Source organism: Pseudomonas sp. SIMBA_068, from assembly GCF_046534705.1.
GTDB classification, from domain to species: Bacteria; Pseudomonadota; Gammaproteobacteria; order Pseudomonadales; family Pseudomonadaceae; genus Aquipseudomonas; species Aquipseudomonas putida.
This window is the reverse complement of sequence record NZ_JAWRYI010000001.1, coordinates 418200-433363: the sequence shown is the minus strand read 5'-3', so window position 1 is coordinate 433363 and position 15164 is coordinate 418200. Positions and strand designations below refer to the sequence as shown.

The following is a 15164-nucleotide window of genomic DNA, read 5'->3' as shown; positions in this document are numbered from 1 at the left end:
CTCCGGTTACTCCTTGATCACGTCCGCGCCCTTGGGGATGTCGAACTTGAACTTGCTGTCCGGCACCGCCTGGTTGGCCTTGACGCCATTGAACAGGATATTGGTGCGCTGGCCGACGCTGTCGATCAGCTGCATGTCATTGATCAGGCCCTTGCGGAACGACACGCGCAGCGAATCGAACAGGGTGTCCTTGGTCTTCGGCTTGAGGGTGAAGTCCATTACTTCGCCCTGCTCTTTCGAGACGATGTCGAAACTCTGGCTGATCTTCGACACGTCACCGGACAATAGCAGTGCCGGGGTCTGGTTCAGGCGCACGTCGAGCTTCTTGACGGTGGCCTGTTCCAGGTCCGGGTCCCACAGGGTAACCATCTTGCCATCAGACACCACCACCTGCTCCTGCGGCGCATTGGTGTGCCAGTAGAACAGGCCGGGGCGCTTGACGGTCATCTGGCCAGCGGTTTCCTGCAGGCTGGCGCCGTCGGCACCCAAGGTCAATTGAGAGAAATTGGCCTCGATGGTCTGCGACTTTTCAAGCAGCTGGGTCAGGCGTTGTACATCTTGCTCACCGGCAAAAGCCGAAACGCTGCCCAGAGCAAGGGCAGAAACCAACAGCATGCGAATCGCGCGCATGGTAATCCTCATTGAGCATTGAAAAGGCCGGGCGCCACCGTTGGCGCCCGGCAAGGTATTCATCAGTCGCGCGGGCCGCCCGGGGCAATCACTTCCCGCGAGCCGTTGCTGTTCATCGGGGTGACCACGCCAGCCATTTCCATGGCTTCGATCATGCGGGCGGCGCGGTTGTAGCCGATCTTCAGCTTGCGTTGCACGGCCGAGATCGACGCACGGCGGCTTTCCAGCACGAATTGCACGGCCTCATCATACAGGGCGTCGCTTTCCGAATCATCGCCATCGCCACCACCGCCGCCGCCTTCAAAGCCGCTGCCGGCCTCTTCCACGCCGTTGAGGATGTCGTCGTTGTAGTCCGGCGCGCCGCGCAGCTTCCACGCTTCCACCACGCGGTGCACTTCGTCGTCGGAGACGAACGCACCGTGCACGCGGATCGGCAGGCTGGTACCCGGCGGCATGTACAGCATGTCACCGTGGCCCAGCAGCTGCTCGGCGCCACCTTGGTCGATGATGGTGCGCGAGTCGATCTTGCTCGACACCTGGAACGCCATGCGGGTCGGGATGTTGGCCTTGATCAGGCCGGTGATCACGTCCACCGACGGGCGCTGGGTGGCAAGAATCAGGTGGATACCGGCCGCCCGCGCTTTCTGGGCGATACGGGCAATCAGCTCTTCGACCTTCTTGCCGACGATCATCATCATGTCGGCGAATTCGTCGACCACCACCACGATGGTCGGCAGGGTTTTCAGCGCAGGCGGCACGTCGTCCATGCTCTCGCGGCGGAACAGCGGGTCATGGATGACCTCGCCGGCTTCCTCGGCATCCTTGATCTTGCGGTTGAAGCCGCCAAGGTTACGCACGCCCATGGCCGCCATCAGCTTGTAGCGCCGCTCCATCTCGGCCACGCTCCAGCGCAGGGCGTTGGCAGCGTCCTTCATGTCGGTAACCACCGGGCACAGCAAATGCGGGATGCCTTCGTAGATCGACAGTTCGAGCATTTTCGGGTCGATCATGATCAACCGCGCGTCTTCCGGGCCAGACTTGAACAGGATCGACAGGATCATCGCGTTCACACCCACCGACTTACCGGAGCCGGTGGTACCGGCCACCAGCAGGTGTGGCATCTTCGCCAGGTCGGTGATCACCGGCTTGCCGCCGATGTCGTGGCCCAGGGCCAGGGTGACCGGCGATTTCTGCTCCTCGAACTGCGGCGTGGCCAGCACTTCGGAGAAGCGCACCATCTGCCGGTTTTCGTTGGGGATCTCGATACCCACGGTGGTCTTGCCAGGGATTACCTCAACCACTCGCACGCTGGTCACGGCCAGCGAACGCGCCAGGTCCTTGGCCAGGTTGGCGATGCGGCTGACCTTCACGCCAGCGGCCGGCTGGATTTCATAACGGGTAATCACTGGGCCTGGGTGGATCGAGTCCACCGCCACTTCAACGCCGAATTCCTTGAGCTTGATTTCCAGCAACTGGCCGACACTGGCCAGGGATTCTGGCGAGTACTCGATCTTTTTCTGCTCGGCCGGGTCGAGAATCGAGATCGACGGCAGGGTGCCTTCGATGGCGCTGTCGACGAACAGCGGCGCCTGCTTCTCTTTCATCACGCGCTTGCTCGGCTCAGGTGCCTTGGCCGCTGCCGGTGGCACGATGGTCGGGCCCGCAGGCTGCTCGCGGGGCACCACGGCTTCACGCGCCACTACCGGCTCGCGCGGCACCACGGGCTCACGGGCAAGGGTCGGTTCGCGTTGCACAACAGGCTGGGCGGGCGTTTCTTCACGCTTGAAGATGCGCTCGCGCAACGCCGGTTTGGCCGGTTCCCGCTTGTCGGCAGCCGTCGGCGGTGCCTTGAAGACTGGCTCGTCCTCACGCAGCTGCGCCTCCAGGCGTTTGCGCTCGTTGCGCGCCTCCCACCAGCGGTTCGCGGCGCCCTGCACCAACTCGAACAGGTCGAGGGTGATCTTGCCGGTCAGGTCCATCACCTTGAACCACGACAAATCGGTGAACACGGTCAGGCCGAACAGGAACAGGGCAATGAACATCAGCGTACTGCCCTGCACGTTCAGCAGGTTGCGCGCCAGCTCGCCAAGGCTCTCGCCCAGCGCGCCACCCGCGGAAAACGGCATGCTCGCCGGCGGATGGAAGTGGATATGCGCCAGCGCTGCACCGGACAGCACCAGGAACACCAGGCCGATCAATCGCCAGGAGAACAGCCAGCCGCTCCAGTCCCACGGCTGATGGCGCTCACGGAAGATCTGCCAGGTCTTGACCGCCAGCAACAGCGGGAAGATGTAGGCGAAGTAACCCAGCACCATGAACAGGATGTCGGCGAAGTAGGCACCGGCCCGCCCGGCGGCGTTCTGCACCTGGTCGACGTTGCTGGTGTGGCTGAAGCCCGGGTCGGAGGTGTCGTAGGTCAGCAGCGCCATCCACAGGTACAGGCACAGGGCGCCGATCGCGATCAACGCACCTTCCTTGAGGCGGTAATGCAGCTGCTGCCGCCACAGGGGCACAGGCAAAGGAGCTGGGGTTGCGGTGGATTTCTTCAAAACGCGTCTATTCCTGCGCGTGGTGCGCGTCCAATAGTGATCGGCCAGCTGTGCGGCCAATGAACCACTACTTTTAACATTACTGCCCGCCAGCCGCCATGGCGGCACGCCGCATGGGGGGTTTGCCGGGGGTGACTTTCACATGGCTGCAATTTGAGCATGCATTTTCTTTTGTGACAAAGGCTTATGCTGTGTTTTTGCACAGGTGTGACCGCAAATGTTGCGGATGGTGCCTGCGGTTTCATGAATGTGCAGGAAATTGCCCAGAATTGCCGAAACTGCACTGCCTCTCTGTAGGAGCAGCCTTGTGCTGCGAAGAGGCCGGTAAGGCCATGAATCTGCTGTGGCAGCACCGGCCTCTTCGCAGCGCAAGGCTGCTCCTACAAACTGCAACGCTGGCGTTGAGGCAGCCAAAGAGATTGACCCTGCTTTTCACCCGCGCCATGCTGCCCTCTCCCCTCCCCCACCGCACGATAGACCATGCTCACCTGGCTGACCCGCGACTCGCTGACCTTCCCGCCCTTGGAAAAGGCCCTGCACGACCCCAACGGGCTGCTTGCCGCTGGCGGCGACCTGAGCCCCGAGCGCCTGGTGCAGGCCTACCGCCATGGCTGCTTCCCGTGGTACCAGGACGGCCAGCCGATCCTGTGGTGGTCACCCGACCCGCGCACGGTGCTGCTGCCCGACCAACTGCATGTTTCCCGCTCGCTGGCCAAGCTGATGCGCCAGGGCCGCTACCAGGTCAGCTTCGACACCGACTTTGCCGCCGTCATCGCTGCCTGCGCTGCACCACGCGACTACGCCGACGGCACCTGGATCACCGACACCATGCGCAACGCCTACTGCGAACTGCACAGCCGTGGCATCGCGCATTCGGTGGAGGTACGCCAGGACGGCGAGCTGGTCGGCGGCCTGTACGGCCTGGCCATGGGCCAGCTGTTCTTCGGCGAATCGATGTTCAGCCGCGCCGACAACGCCTCCAAGGTTGGCTTCGTGACCCTGGTCAACCACCTGCGCGAAGCCGGCTTCGTGCTGATCGACTGCCAGATGCCCACCAACCACCTGCACAGCCTGGGCGCCCATGCCATCAGCCGCGCCGAGTTCGCCGGCTACCTGGCACGCCACCTCGACCAGCCCAACAGCGCAACGTGGGTTGCCTAGGCGAGTTGCCATAGCTGGCTTACACTTAAAACAAAGTCTCACCGAAGGGGTTGATCATGACAGAGTTGGCGCGGTTGAAGTTTTATGCCACTCAGCCCCACTCCTGCAGCTACCTGCCTGACGAGCAGGCGACCACACTGTTCCTCGACCCCAGCCAGCCGATGGACGTGAACGTGTACGCGGACCTGTCGGAAATGGGCTTTCGGCGCAGTGGCGACCACCTGTACCGCCCCCACTGCCAGAACTGCAACGCCTGTGTGCCGGCGCGCATCCCGGCGGCGCGCTTCATTCCCAACCGCCAGCAACGGCGCATTCTCAAGCGCAACGCCGACCTCACCGTGAGCGCCGCGCGCCCGACGCTCAAGGAGGAGTACTTCGAGTTGTACCGGCGCTATATCGAAACGCGCCACGCCGACGGTGACATGTACCCGCCCAGCCGCGACCAGTTTTCTACCTTTCTGGTGCGCGACCTGCCGTTCTGCTGGTTCTACGAGTTCCGCCTGGAAGGCCGGTTGCTGGCGGTGGCAGTGTGCGACCTGCTGCCCAATGGCCTGTCGGCGGTGTACACCTTCTACGAGCCGGACGAGGAGCGACGCAGCCTTGGCCGCTTCGCCATCCTCTGGCAGATCACCGAGGCCGTGCGCCAGGGCCTGGAGGCGGTTTACCTGGGCTACTGGATCAAGAACTGCAAGAAAATGAACTACAAGACGCAGTATCGGCCCATCGAGTTGCTGATAAACCAGCGCTGGGTCACCCTCAACTGAAAGCATTGGCTTGACACGCAGATTTCCGGCATAATCGGCGCCACTTTTTTGCCCGGTGCGGATATGCGTCGGGCTAACACTGGATCCGAGGGCTCAACTGCATGTCGAAAGAAGACAGCTTCGAAATGGAAGGTACTGTCGTCGACACCCTGCCCAACACCATGTTCCGCGTGGAGTTGGAAAACGGGCACGTCGTAACCGCGCACATCTCCGGAAAGATGCGCAAAAACTACATCCGTATTCTCACTGGCGACAAGGTCCGCGTCGAGCTGACGCCGTACGACCTGAGCAAGGGCCGCATCACTTACCGTGCGCGCTAAGCTCCAGCCATGAAAAAGCCCGGCCATGTGCCGGGCTTTTTTGTGCCTGTCAGATTGCAAGGGGCTGCTTTGCAGCCCATTCGCAGCGCAAGGCTGCTCCTACAAAGGCCTTGTGCTGCGAACGGGCCGCAAAGCGGCCCCAATATCACGCCACCTCAGCCGTGGTCTCGAAGTCGAACACCAGTTCGTCATCGCGCAGGTCGATGTGCACCACACCGCCATGCTCGGCCAGTTCACCAAACAGGATCTCCTCGGCCAGCGGCCGCTTGATCTTGTCCTGGATCAACCGCGCCATCGGCCGCGCACCCATCTGCACGTCGTAGCCCGACGCCGCCAGCCAGCCGCGCGCCTCATCGCTGACTTCCAGCAGCACACGCTTGTCTTCCAGCTGCGCCTGCAGTTCGATAAGGAACTTGTCGACGATGCTTTTGATCGTTTCGTGGCTCAGGCGGCCGAACTGGATGATGGTGTCCAGGCGGTTGCGGAACTCTGGCGTGAAGCTCTTGCGGATCACTTCCATAGCATCGGAAGCATGGTCCTGATGGGTGAAGCCGATCGAGGCCCGTGCCGCGGTTTCCGCGCCAGCGTTGGTGGTCATGATCAGGATCACGTTACGGAAGTCGGCCTTGCGCCCGTTGTTGTCGGTCAGGGTCCCGTGGTCCATCACCTGCAGCAGCAAGTTGAAGACTTCCGGGTGGGCCTTCTCGATTTCATCGAGCAGCAATACGCAGTGCGGTTGCTTGGTGATCGCCTCGGTCAGCAAACCACCCTGGTCAAAGCCAACGTAACCAGGAGGCGCACCGATCAGGCGCGACACGGTGTGGCGCTCCATGTACTCGGACATGTCGAAACGCACCAGCTCCACGCCCAGCGCCTTGGCCAGCTGCCGCGCCGCTTCCGTCTTGCCGACGCCGGTAGGGCCAGCGAACAGGAACGAACCGACAGGCTTGTCTGGCGACTTGAGGCCAGCGCGGGACAGTTTGATGGCGGTAGACAGCGAATCGATGGCCTGATCCTGACCGAACACGGTCAGTTTCAGGTCACGCTCGAGGTTACGCAGCAACTCCTTGTCGGAACTGCTGACATGTTTCGGCGGAATTCGCGCGATCTTGGCGACGATGTCTTCGACCTGCGGCACATCGATACGCTTGACGCGGTTGGCCTCCGGTTGCAGGCGCTGGTAGGCACCGGCTTCGTCGATCACGTCGATGGCCTTGTCCGGCATGTGCCGGTCATTGATGTAACGCGAGGCCAGTTCGGCGGCGGCGCGCAGGGCTTCGTCGCTGTACTCGATATTGTGGTGGCTTTCGAAGCGCCCCTTCAGGCCGCGCAGAATGCCCACGGTGTCTTCGACCGACGGCTCGCTGACATCCACCTTCTGGAAGCGCCGTGCCAGGGCACGATCCTTCTCGAAGATGCCGCGGAACTCCTGGAAGGTGGTCGAGCCAATGCAACGGATCTCACCAGATGACAGCAACGGCTTGAGCAGGTTGGAGGCATCCATCACCCCGCCTGACGCCGCACCCGCACCGATGATGGTGTGGATTTCGTCGATGAACAGGATCGCCTGCGGGCGTTTGCGCAGCTCACCGAGCAGCGCCTTGAAGCGCTTCTCGAAGTCGCCGCGGTACTTGGTACCCGCCAGCAGCGCGCCAAGGTCGAGGGAGTACACGACACTCTGCGCCAGCAGGTCGGGCACCTGGCCATCGACAATGCGCTTGGCCAGGCCTTCGGCGATGGCCGTCTTGCCCACGCCAGCCTCACCCACCAGCAGCGGGTTGTTCTTGCGCCGACGGGCAAGGATTTGCGCCACGCGCTCAACTTCCTGCTCGCGGCCTACCAGCGGGTCGATACGGCCGGCACGGGCCAGCTCGTTCAAGTTGCTGGCATAGGCGTCCAGCGGGTTGCTCGAAGAGGAGGTTTCACCGCCCTCATCGTCCTGCATTTCCTGGTCGCTATCAGACTGCGAGCCATGCCCCGGCACCTTGGAGATGCCATGGGCGATGTAGTTGACCACGTCGATGCGGGCTACGCTCTGCTGCTTGAGCAGGAACACGGCCTGGCTTTCCTGTTCGCTGAAGATCGCCACCAGCACGTTGGCGCCGGTCACTTCGCGCTTGCCAGAGCTCTGTACGTGGAACACGGCACGCTGCAGTACGCGCTGGAAACCCAGGGTCGGCTGGGTTTCACGGTCTTCATCGTTGACAGGAATCAACGGCGTGGTGGAATCGATGAACTCTTGCAGGTCGTGCTTGAGCTTGTCGAGATTGGCGCCACAGGCGCGCAGAACGGTCGCGGCAGCCTCATTGTCAAGGAGTGCCAGCAGCAGATGTTCGACGGTCATGAACTCATGACGTTTCGAACGGGCCTCCTTGAAGGCCAGATTGAGGGTGACTTCGAGCTCGCGGTTTAACATAGCTTCACCTCATACCCAAGTGGTCGGCGATTAACCGTCCTTCTCGATTTCACAGAGTAGCGGATGCTGGCTTTCCCTGGCGTATTGGTTGACCTGCATAGCCTTTGTTTCGGCGATGTCACGGGTAAACAATCCGCACACTGCCCGCCCTTCTGTATGGACGGTCAGCATGATCTTTGTCGCCAGCTCGCGGTTCAGACTGAAGAACGTCTCGAGCACTTCGACGACGAAATCCATTGGCGTGTAGTCATCGTTGAACAAAACCACCTTGTACATCGGTGGCGCCTGCAGGATCGGCTTGGCTTCCTGGACTGCAAGACCCGAGCCGTCGTCCTCATTCGTTTGCGGGCGATCCTGATTGAATGTTAGTCGAATCTCACTAGGTGCATGCATGGAAAGAATTTCATCATGAGCGTCAGGTTAAGGTTGTGGGTTGACGGCATAGGCCACGGCCGGCGCAGGCGCCGGGCGACCTTGACTATCGGCAAAACGGTGTTACAACCAATAAGAACCCACCGTGGTCGATAAAGATCCGCGCAGTCAACCAGATTTTTCGCAAGGTTCGTATGCGGATGAAGTGGATGATACTCCAGTGATGGAGTCCTTTGCAGAGGGACATAGGGATGGCAAGCGGTAAAGTCAAGTGGTTCAACAATGCCAAGGGCTATGGATTCATCAATGAGGAAGGTAAATCCGATGACCTGTTCGCCCATTATTCGGCCATCCGGATGGACGGATACAAAACCCTCAAGGCAGGCCAATCCGTAGTATTCGACATCGTACAGGGCCCCAAAGGTTTGCACGCCGTCGAAATCAAGGACGCTGCGGTGGCCGCGGCAGAGCCCGACAGAACCCTGGGCGAGCCGCAGAGCGAAACTGCCAAAGCCTGACTGCCTGCGCTGTGCCGGTATACGAAACAACCGGCCGCTTCTTTACAGGAGCGGCCGGTTTTATATTGCCTTACATATGCTTGATCATGGCGTCGCCAAAGCCTGAACTGCTCACCAGCGTGGCGCCGTCCATCAGGCGCTCGAAGTCGTAGGTCACGGTCTTGGCCGCAATGGCGCCGTTGGTGCCCTTGATGATCAGGTCGGCCGCCTCGGTCCAGCCCATGTGCCGCAGCATCATCTCTGCCGAGAGGATCACCGAGCCCGGGTTTACCTTGTCCTGCCCGGCATACTTGGGCGCGGTGCCGTGGGTAGCCTCGAACATGGCCACGGTGTCGGACAGGTTGGCGCCCGGCGCAATGCCGATACCCCCCACTTCCGCCGCCAGCGCATCGGACAGGTAGTCGCCGTTGAGGTTGAGGGTGGCGATCACGTCATACTCGGCCGGGCGCAGCAAAATCTGTTGCAGCATGGCGTCAGCGATGGCGTCCTTGACGATGACTTCACGGCCGCTTTTCGGGTTCTTGAACTTCATCCACGGGCCGCCATCGAGCAGTTCGGCACCAAACTCGTCACGGGCCACTTCGTAACCCCAGTCCTTGAAGGCACCCTCGGTGAACTTCATGATGTTGCCCTTGTGCACCAGGGTCAGCGACTCGCGGTCGTTGTCCACCACGTACTGCAGGGCCTTGCGCACCAGGCGCTTGGTGCCCTCGCGCGATACCGGCTTGACGCCGATGCCGCAGTCCTGGTCGAAGCGGATCTTGGTGACGCCCATTTCCTCCTTGAGGAACTTGATCACCTTGTTCGCCTCAGGCGAACCGGCCTTCCACTCGATACCGGCATAAATGTCCTCGGAGTTCTCGCGGAAGATCACCATGTCGACATCGCCGGGCTTTTTCACCGGGCTCGGCACACCCTGGAACCACAGCACCGGGCGCAGGCACACATACAGGTCCAGTTGCTGGCGCAGGGCTACGTTGAGCGAACGGATGCCACCCCCCACCGGGGTGGTCAACGGGCCCTTGATCGACACCACGTAGTCCCGCACGGCATCGAGGGTTTCCTGCGGCAACCAGGTGTCCTGGTCGTATACCTGGGTGGCTTTTTCGCCAGCATATACCTCCATCCAGGCGATCTTGCGCTTGCCGCCGTAAGCCTTCTGAACGGCCGCATCCACCACTTTGATCATTACCGGCGAGACATCGACGCCAATCCCGTCGCCTTCGATATAAGGAATGATGGGGTTGTCAGGAACGTTGAGCGAATGGTCTGCATTAACGGTGATCTTGGTGCCGTTGGTCGGAACCTTGATTTTCTGGTATCCCATGCTTGCACTACTCCGCTGTCGGGTGTGATTGGACATCGTGCGATCCACTGAGCCTAAACCACATCTGCCGACCTGCAAGGCATGCGACAACCCGCCACATTGCAGCTACGTCTTTGGTCTTATAAATGGGCCGATATCACTTGGCCTTGCTGATTAGCCCGAATGGTTTGGTATACTCCGCCGCGACCGTAGGGTCATCGGGGCGAATCCCAGGAAAATGCGGACCGCCCTTGGCCATGAATGGCCGAAAAGCCTGGGTTGTTACCGCAGCTCAGCATTGACGCTCGACTGATGCATCCACCATCACCGCTCGCAGCCTCTCGACTTTCCGCTCATGGCGCTGCCAGGGCGATGCGCCTACCCTGCGCACCACGAGACTCGAGCACGCTCAGCACACAGAGAGTTAACCCGCATGCCCACCCGTTCCAAGATCATCTATACCTTCACCGACGAAGCCCCCGCCCTCGCCACCTACTCGCTGCTGCCGATCGTCGAAGCCTTCACCGCTTCAGCTGACATCGCCGTCGAAACTCGCGACATCTCCCTGGCCGGCCGTATCCTTGCCGCCTTCCCGGAGCAACTGGGCGCAGAGAAGCAAGTAGGCGATCACCTGGCGGAACTGGGCCAGCTGGCTACCACCCCTGAAGCCAACATCATCAAGCTGCCGAACATCAGCGCCTCGGTACCGCAGCTCAAGGCCGCGATCAAGGAACTGCAAGGCAAGGGCTTCAACATCCCTGACTACGCCGACGAGCCGGCCACCGCGGACGAAAAAGAGTCCCGTGCCCGCTACGACCGCATCAAGGGCTCCGCCGTGAACCCGGTGCTGCGCGAAGGCAACTCCGACCGCCGCGCGCCGCTGTCGGTCAAGAACTACGCCCGCAAGCACCCGCACAAGATGGGCGCCTGGGCCGCCGACTCCAAGTCGCACGTTGCCCACATGACCCAGGGCGACTTCTACGGCAGCGAGAAGGCCGCACTGATCGAAGCTGACGACAGCCTGCGCATCGAGCTGGTCGGCAAAGACGGCACCACCACCGTCCTGAAAGAAAAGACCGCCGTCAAGGCCGCCGAAATCATCGACTGCGCCACCATGAGCCGCAAGGCCCTGAAAGCCTTCATCGCCGAGCAGATCGCCGATGCCAAGGCCGCCGGCGTGCTGCTGTCGGTGCACCTGAAAGCCACCATGATGAAGGTTTCCGACCCGATCATGTTCGGCGTCATCGTCGAAGAGTTCTACAACGACGTGCTGGCCAAGCACGCCGCAGCCCTGGCCGAAGTAGGCTTCAACGCCAACAACGGTATCGGCGACCTGTACGCCCGCATCAAGGACCTGCCAGCCGACAAGCAGGCCGAGATCGAAGCTGACATCCAGGCCCTGTACGCCCAGCGCCCGGCCCTGGCCATGGTCAACTCCGACAAAGGCATCACCAACCTGCACGTACCGAGCGACGTTATCGTCGACGCCTCGATGCCGGCCATGATCCGTGACTCGGGCAAGATGTGGAACACCGCCGGTGAACTGCAAGACGCCAAGGCCGTGATCCCGGACCGTTGCTACGCCGGTATCTACCAGGCCACCATCGAAGACTGCAAGCAGCACGGCGCCTTCGACCCGACCACCATGGGCAGCGTGCCGAACGTTGGCCTGATGGCGCAGAAAGCCGAAGAGTACGGCTCTCACGACAAGACCTTCCAGATCAAGGCCGACGGCGTCGTGCGCGTGGTCGATGGCAAGGGCAACGTTGTGCTGGAGCAGAACGTCGAAGCCGGTGACATCTTCCGCATGTGCCAGACCAAAGACGCGCCGATCCAGGACTGGGTCAAGCTGGCCGTCAACCGTGCCCGCCTGAGCAACACCCCTGCGGTGTTCTGGCTGGACCCGGCCCGCGCCCACGACGGCGTGATGATCGAGAAGGTGCAGCAGTACCTGAAGGATCACGACACCACCGGCCTGGACATCCGTGTTCTGCCCCCGGTCGACGCCATCAAGTTCTCCCTGGCCCGCATCCGCGAAGGCAAGGACACCATCTCGGTGACCGGCAACGTGCTGCGCGACTACCTGACCGACCTGTTCCCGATCATGGAGCTGGGCACCAGCGCCAAGATGCTGTCGATCGTGCCACTGATGAACGGCGGTGGCCTGTTCGAGACCGGCGCCGGCGGTTCGGCGCCCAAGCACGTGCAGCAGCTGGTGGAAGAGAACTTCCTGCGTTGGGACTCGCTGGGTGAATTCCTGGCCCTGGCCGCTTCCCTGGAGCACCTGGGCAACACCTACGACAACCCGCGTGCCAAAGTGCTGGCCAACACCCTGGACCAGGCCACTGGCAAGTTCCTCGACACCAACAAGTCGCCTTCGCGCAAAGTTGGCGGTATCGACAACCGCGGCAGCCACTTCTACCTGACCCTGTACTGGGCCCAGGCCCTGGCTGCCCAGGCTGACGACGCTGCCCTGCAGGCACGCTTCGCCCCGCTGGCAAAAACCCTGGCCGAGAACGAGGAGACCATCGTCGCCGAGCTCAACGCCGTTCAGGGCAAGCCAGCCGACATCGGTGGCTACTACGCCCCGGATGCCGAGCTGACCGCCAAGGTGATGCGCCCAAGCCAGACCCTGAACAGCGCCATTGCTGCCCTGTAAGGTTCGCTTGAAGTAACAGCAAAAACCCCGGCCACGCACCGGGGTTTTTGCTTTCTGAAAGAGCTTGCACGGCCCCCTGTAGGAGCGGCCTTGTGCCGCGAAAGGGCCGCGAAGCGGCCCCGGCGTTTTTTGCTGCGAAGCTGATTACCTCGGGCCGCTTCGCAGCCCTTTCGCGGCACAAGGCCGCTCCTACAGGGCCCGTGCCAACCATAGGAAATGCTCATGACCTGGCAACCCCACATCACCGTCGCCACCATCGTCGAGCACGAAGGCAAGTTCCTCTTCGTCGAAGAATTCAAAGCCAACCAGCACGTCTTCAACCAGCCTGCCGGCCACCTCGAACCCTTTGAGACCCTGCCCCAGGCCGCCCTGCGCGAAACCCTGGAGGAAACCGCCTGGGAAGTCGAGCTCACCGGCGTGGTCGGCATCTACCTGTACACCGCCCCCAGCAACGGCGTGACCTACCAGCGCATCTGCTTCGCCGCCCGCCCGGTGCGCCACCACGCCGACCTGGCACTGGACAGCGACATCGTCCGCGCCGTGTGGCTGACCCGCGACGAGCTGCTGGCCGACCCGGCCCGCTGGCGCAGCGAGCTGGTGCCACGTTGCCTCGACGACTACCTCAATGGCCCCTTGCACAGCCTTACCCTGCTCCGCGACTGACGCGTCGCCACGGGTTTGATAGAATCGACGTTTTTCCCTTGATACACACCGGTACCCATGACCAGCCCAGCACTCAAAGACCCCGCCAAGACCCGCGTCATCGTCGGCATGTCCGGCGGCGTGGACTCTTCCGTCTCCGCCCTTCTGCTCATCGAGCAGGGCTACCAGGTGGAAGGGCTGTTCATGAAGAACTGGGAAGAAGACGACGGCACCGAATACTGCACCGCCCGTGAAGACCTGGCCGACGCCCAGGCCGTGTGCGACCGCATCGGCATCAAGCTGCACACCGCCAACTTCGCCGCCGAATACTGGGACAACGTGTTCGAGCACTTCCTTGAAGAATACAAGGCCGGCCGCACGCCCAACCCGGACATCCTCTGCAACCGCGAAATCAAGTTCAAGGCGTTCCTCGACTACGCCCTGTCGCTGGGTGCCGACCTGATTGCCACCGGCCACTACGTGCGCCGCCGCGACACCGACGGGCTTACCGAACTGCTCAAGGGCCTGGACCCGAACAAGGACCAGAGCTACTTCCTGCACGCGGTCGGCGGCAAGGAAATCGCCCGCACCCTGTTCCCGGTCGGCGAGCTGGAAAAACCGGAAGTGCGCGCCATCGCCGAAAAGCACGGCCTGGCCACCGCCAAGAAAAAGGATTCCACCGGCATCTGCTTCATTGGCGAGCGCCGCTTCAGCGACTTCCTCAAACAGTACCTGCCAGCCCAGCCGGGCGAAATCGAAACCACCGACGGTGAAGTGATCGGCCGCCACCATGGCCTGATGTACCACACCATCGGCCAGCGCCAGGGCCTGGGCATCGGCGGCCTGAAGGATGCCGGTGACGAGCCCTGGTACGTGCTGCACAAGGACCTGACCCGCAATGTGCTGGTGGTCGGCCAGGGTAACGAACACCCTTGGCTGTTCTCCCGCGCCCTGCTCGCCTCGGAAATCTTCTGGGTCAACCCCATCGACCTCAGCAGCCCGCGTCAGCTCACCGCCAAGGTACGCTACCGCCAGAGCGACCAGCAGTGCACCCTGGAACTTACGGCCAGCGGCTACCGCGCGGTGTTCGACGAGCCGCAGCGCGCCGTTACCCCAGGCCAGTCGGTGGTGTTCTACGACGGTGAAGTGTGCCTGGGCGGCGGCGTGATCGAAGCCGCCGAGCCGTGGAGCCCGCGCACATGAGCAACCTGCAGGAGCAGCTGATTGCGTTGGGTGGTGTGTTTCAGGCCGCCGTGTTGGTGGACCGCATCGCCCGCACCGGCCAGGCCAGTGAGGCCAACATCGGCTGCATGCTCGGCAGCCTGCTGGTGCGTGACCCCAAGGACACCCTCGAGGTGTTCGGCGGTGACGACCTGAACCTGCGCGACGGCTACCGCGCGCTGATCGGCGCCCTGGAGCGCGACCCCAACAGCCTGCAGCGCGAGCCACTGCGCTACGCCCTGTCGATGCTGGGCCTGGAGCGCCAGCTGAACAAGCGCGGCGACCTGCTCGATACCATCGGCAACCGCCTGCCGCAAATCCAGTCCCAGGCTGACCATTTTGGCCTGGTTCATGAAAACGTCATTGCTTCCAGTGGCGCCTTGTACCAGGACACCCTGAGTACCTTGCGTCAGCGCATTCAGGTGCATGGCGACATGCGCTTCCTGCAGCAGGCCAGCAACGCCTCGAAAATCCGCGCCCTGCTGCTGGCCGGCATCCGCGCCGCACGCTTGTGGCGCCAGCTGGGCGGTCACCGCTGGCAACTGGTGTTCAGCCGACGCAAGCTGCTGAACGAACTGTACGACATGATGCGTTCGCCTTCCTGAA

Annotated in this window: 13 protein-coding genes; 8 read left to right on the top strand and 5 right to left on the bottom strand. The window is 62.1% G+C overall.

Translation table 11 applies throughout. From position 1 onward, the window contains the following. Positions 1-6: 6 nt before the first annotated feature. Together lolA and SB756_RS01865 are read right to left on the bottom strand one after the other, a co-directional pair. Positions 7-630 carry an outer membrane lipoprotein chaperone LolA gene (gene lolA / locus SB756_RS01870; protein WP_341796240.1) on the bottom strand — a complete coding sequence of 208 codons (624 nt, stop codon included), beginning with the start codon at positions 628-630 and terminating at the stop codon, positions 7-9. Between the two features lie 62 nt (positions 631-692). After that, on the bottom strand, positions 693-3227 hold the full coding sequence (locus tag SB756_RS01865) for a DNA translocase FtsK (protein ID WP_410910410.1): 2535 nt from the start codon (positions 3225-3227) through the stop codon (positions 693-695). Between the two features lie 432 nt (positions 3228-3659). Here SB756_RS01865 and aat point away from each other — a divergent pair, with 432 nt between their 5' ends. The 3 genes from aat to infA all read left to right on the top strand — a co-directional run bounded on the left by aat (position 3660) and on the right by infA (position 5424). Next, positions 3660-4340, top strand: a complete 681-nt coding sequence (aat, locus tag SB756_RS01860; protein ID WP_410910053.1) for a leucyl/phenylalanyl-tRNA--protein transferase — start codon at positions 3660-3662, stop codon at positions 4338-4340. A gap of 56 nt (positions 4341-4396) precedes the next feature. Continuing rightward, complete coding sequence (locus SB756_RS01855) at positions 4397-5104, top strand: arginyltransferase (protein ID WP_410910052.1); 708 nt, start codon at positions 4397-4399, stop codon at positions 5102-5104. A 101-nt stretch (positions 5105-5205) separates the two neighbouring features. Then, positions 5206-5424: a translation initiation factor IF-1 gene (gene infA, locus SB756_RS01850; RefSeq protein ID WP_002553999.1), complete on the top strand. Its 219-nt coding sequence runs from the start codon at positions 5206-5208 to the stop codon at positions 5422-5424. Positions 5425-5569: 145 nt separating this feature from the next. Here the strand turns inward: infA and clpA are convergent, their stop codons facing one another. Together clpA and clpS are read right to left on the bottom strand one after the other, a co-directional pair. After that, positions 5570-7840, bottom strand: a complete 2271-nt coding sequence (gene clpA, locus SB756_RS01845) for an ATP-dependent Clp protease ATP-binding subunit ClpA (RefSeq protein WP_049275337.1) — start codon at positions 7838-7840, stop codon at positions 5570-5572. Positions 7841-7870: 30 nt separating this feature from the next. Continuing rightward, positions 7871-8233 (bottom strand): ATP-dependent Clp protease adapter ClpS, encoded by a 363-nt coding sequence (gene clpS, locus SB756_RS01840; protein WP_016488124.1) that lies wholly within the window; start codon positions 8231-8233, stop codon positions 7871-7873. 230 nt (positions 8234-8463) lie between these two features. Between clpS and cspD the strand changes: the two genes are divergently transcribed. Then, entirely contained in the window at positions 8464-8730 is a 267-nt protein-coding gene (gene cspD, locus SB756_RS01835; protein WP_016498853.1) for a cold shock domain-containing protein CspD, read from the top strand. Positions 8731-8800: 70 nt separating this feature from the next. On the opposite strand, the gene icd is transcribed toward cspD, so the two are convergent. Beyond that, positions 8801-10057 (bottom strand): NADP-dependent isocitrate dehydrogenase, encoded by a 1257-nt coding sequence (gene icd / locus SB756_RS01830; protein ID WP_410910051.1) that lies wholly within the window; start codon positions 10055-10057, stop codon positions 8801-8803. Positions 10058-10469: 412 nt separating this feature from the next. On the opposite strand from icd, the gene SB756_RS01825 reads away from it, so the two are divergent. From SB756_RS01825 to hflD, 4 genes are all read left to right on the top strand, one after another. Next, positions 10470-12695 carry an NADP-dependent isocitrate dehydrogenase gene (locus tag SB756_RS01825; RefSeq protein ID WP_410910050.1) on the top strand — a complete coding sequence of 742 codons (2226 nt, stop codon included), beginning with the start codon at positions 10470-10472 and terminating at the stop codon, positions 12693-12695. Between the two features lie 222 nt (positions 12696-12917). Continuing rightward, positions 12918-13358, top strand: a complete 441-nt coding sequence (locus SB756_RS01820) for an NUDIX hydrolase (RefSeq protein WP_016498850.1) — start codon at positions 12918-12920, stop codon at positions 13356-13358. 57 nt (positions 13359-13415) lie between these two features. After that, on the top strand, positions 13416-14540 hold the full coding sequence (gene mnmA / locus SB756_RS01815) for a tRNA 2-thiouridine(34) synthase MnmA (RefSeq protein ID WP_341796246.1): 1125 nt from the start codon (positions 13416-13418) through the stop codon (positions 14538-14540). Then, positions 14537-15163 (top strand): high frequency lysogenization protein HflD, encoded by a 627-nt coding sequence (gene hflD / locus SB756_RS01810; RefSeq protein ID WP_063422621.1) that lies wholly within the window; start codon positions 14537-14539, stop codon positions 15161-15163. The genes mnmA and hflD overlap by 4 nt, the downstream gene beginning before the upstream one ends. Position 15164: the final 1 nt, after the last annotated feature.

What these genes read in the sequence shown, in the direction of transcription:
- lolA (WP_341796240.1), bottom strand. Translation starts at nt 630, where the DNA reads ATGCGCGCGATTCGCATGCTGTTGGTTTCTGCCCTTGCTCTGGGCAGC.
- aat (WP_410910053.1), top strand. Translation starts at nt 3,660, where the DNA reads ATGCTCACCTGGCTGACCCGCGACTCGCTGACCTTCCCGCCCTTGGAA.
- SB756_RS01855 (WP_410910052.1), top strand. Translation starts at nt 4,397, where the DNA reads ATGACAGAGTTGGCGCGGTTGAAGTTTTATGCCACTCAGCCCCACTCC.
- infA (WP_002553999.1), top strand. Translation starts at nt 5,206, where the DNA reads ATGTCGAAAGAAGACAGCTTCGAAATGGAAGGTACTGTCGTCGACACC.
- clpA (WP_049275337.1), bottom strand. Translation starts at nt 7,840, where the DNA reads ATGTTAAACCGCGAGCTCGAAGTCACCCTCAATCTGGCCTTCAAGGAG.
- clpS (WP_016488124.1), bottom strand. Translation starts at nt 8,233, where the DNA reads ATGCATGCACCTAGTGAGATTCGACTAACATTCAATCAGGATCGCCCG.
- cspD (WP_016498853.1), top strand. Translation starts at nt 8,464, where the DNA reads ATGGCAAGCGGTAAAGTCAAGTGGTTCAACAATGCCAAGGGCTATGGA.
- icd (WP_410910051.1), bottom strand. Translation starts at nt 10,057, where the DNA reads ATGGGATACCAGAAAATCAAGGTTCCGACCAACGGCACCAAGATCACC.
- SB756_RS01825 (WP_410910050.1), top strand. Translation starts at nt 10,470, where the DNA reads ATGCCCACCCGTTCCAAGATCATCTATACCTTCACCGACGAAGCCCCC.
- SB756_RS01820 (WP_016498850.1), top strand. Translation starts at nt 12,918, where the DNA reads ATGACCTGGCAACCCCACATCACCGTCGCCACCATCGTCGAGCACGAA.
- mnmA (WP_341796246.1), top strand. Translation starts at nt 13,416, where the DNA reads ATGACCAGCCCAGCACTCAAAGACCCCGCCAAGACCCGCGTCATCGTC.
- hflD (WP_063422621.1), top strand. Translation starts at nt 14,537, where the DNA reads ATGAGCAACCTGCAGGAGCAGCTGATTGCGTTGGGTGGTGTGTTTCAG.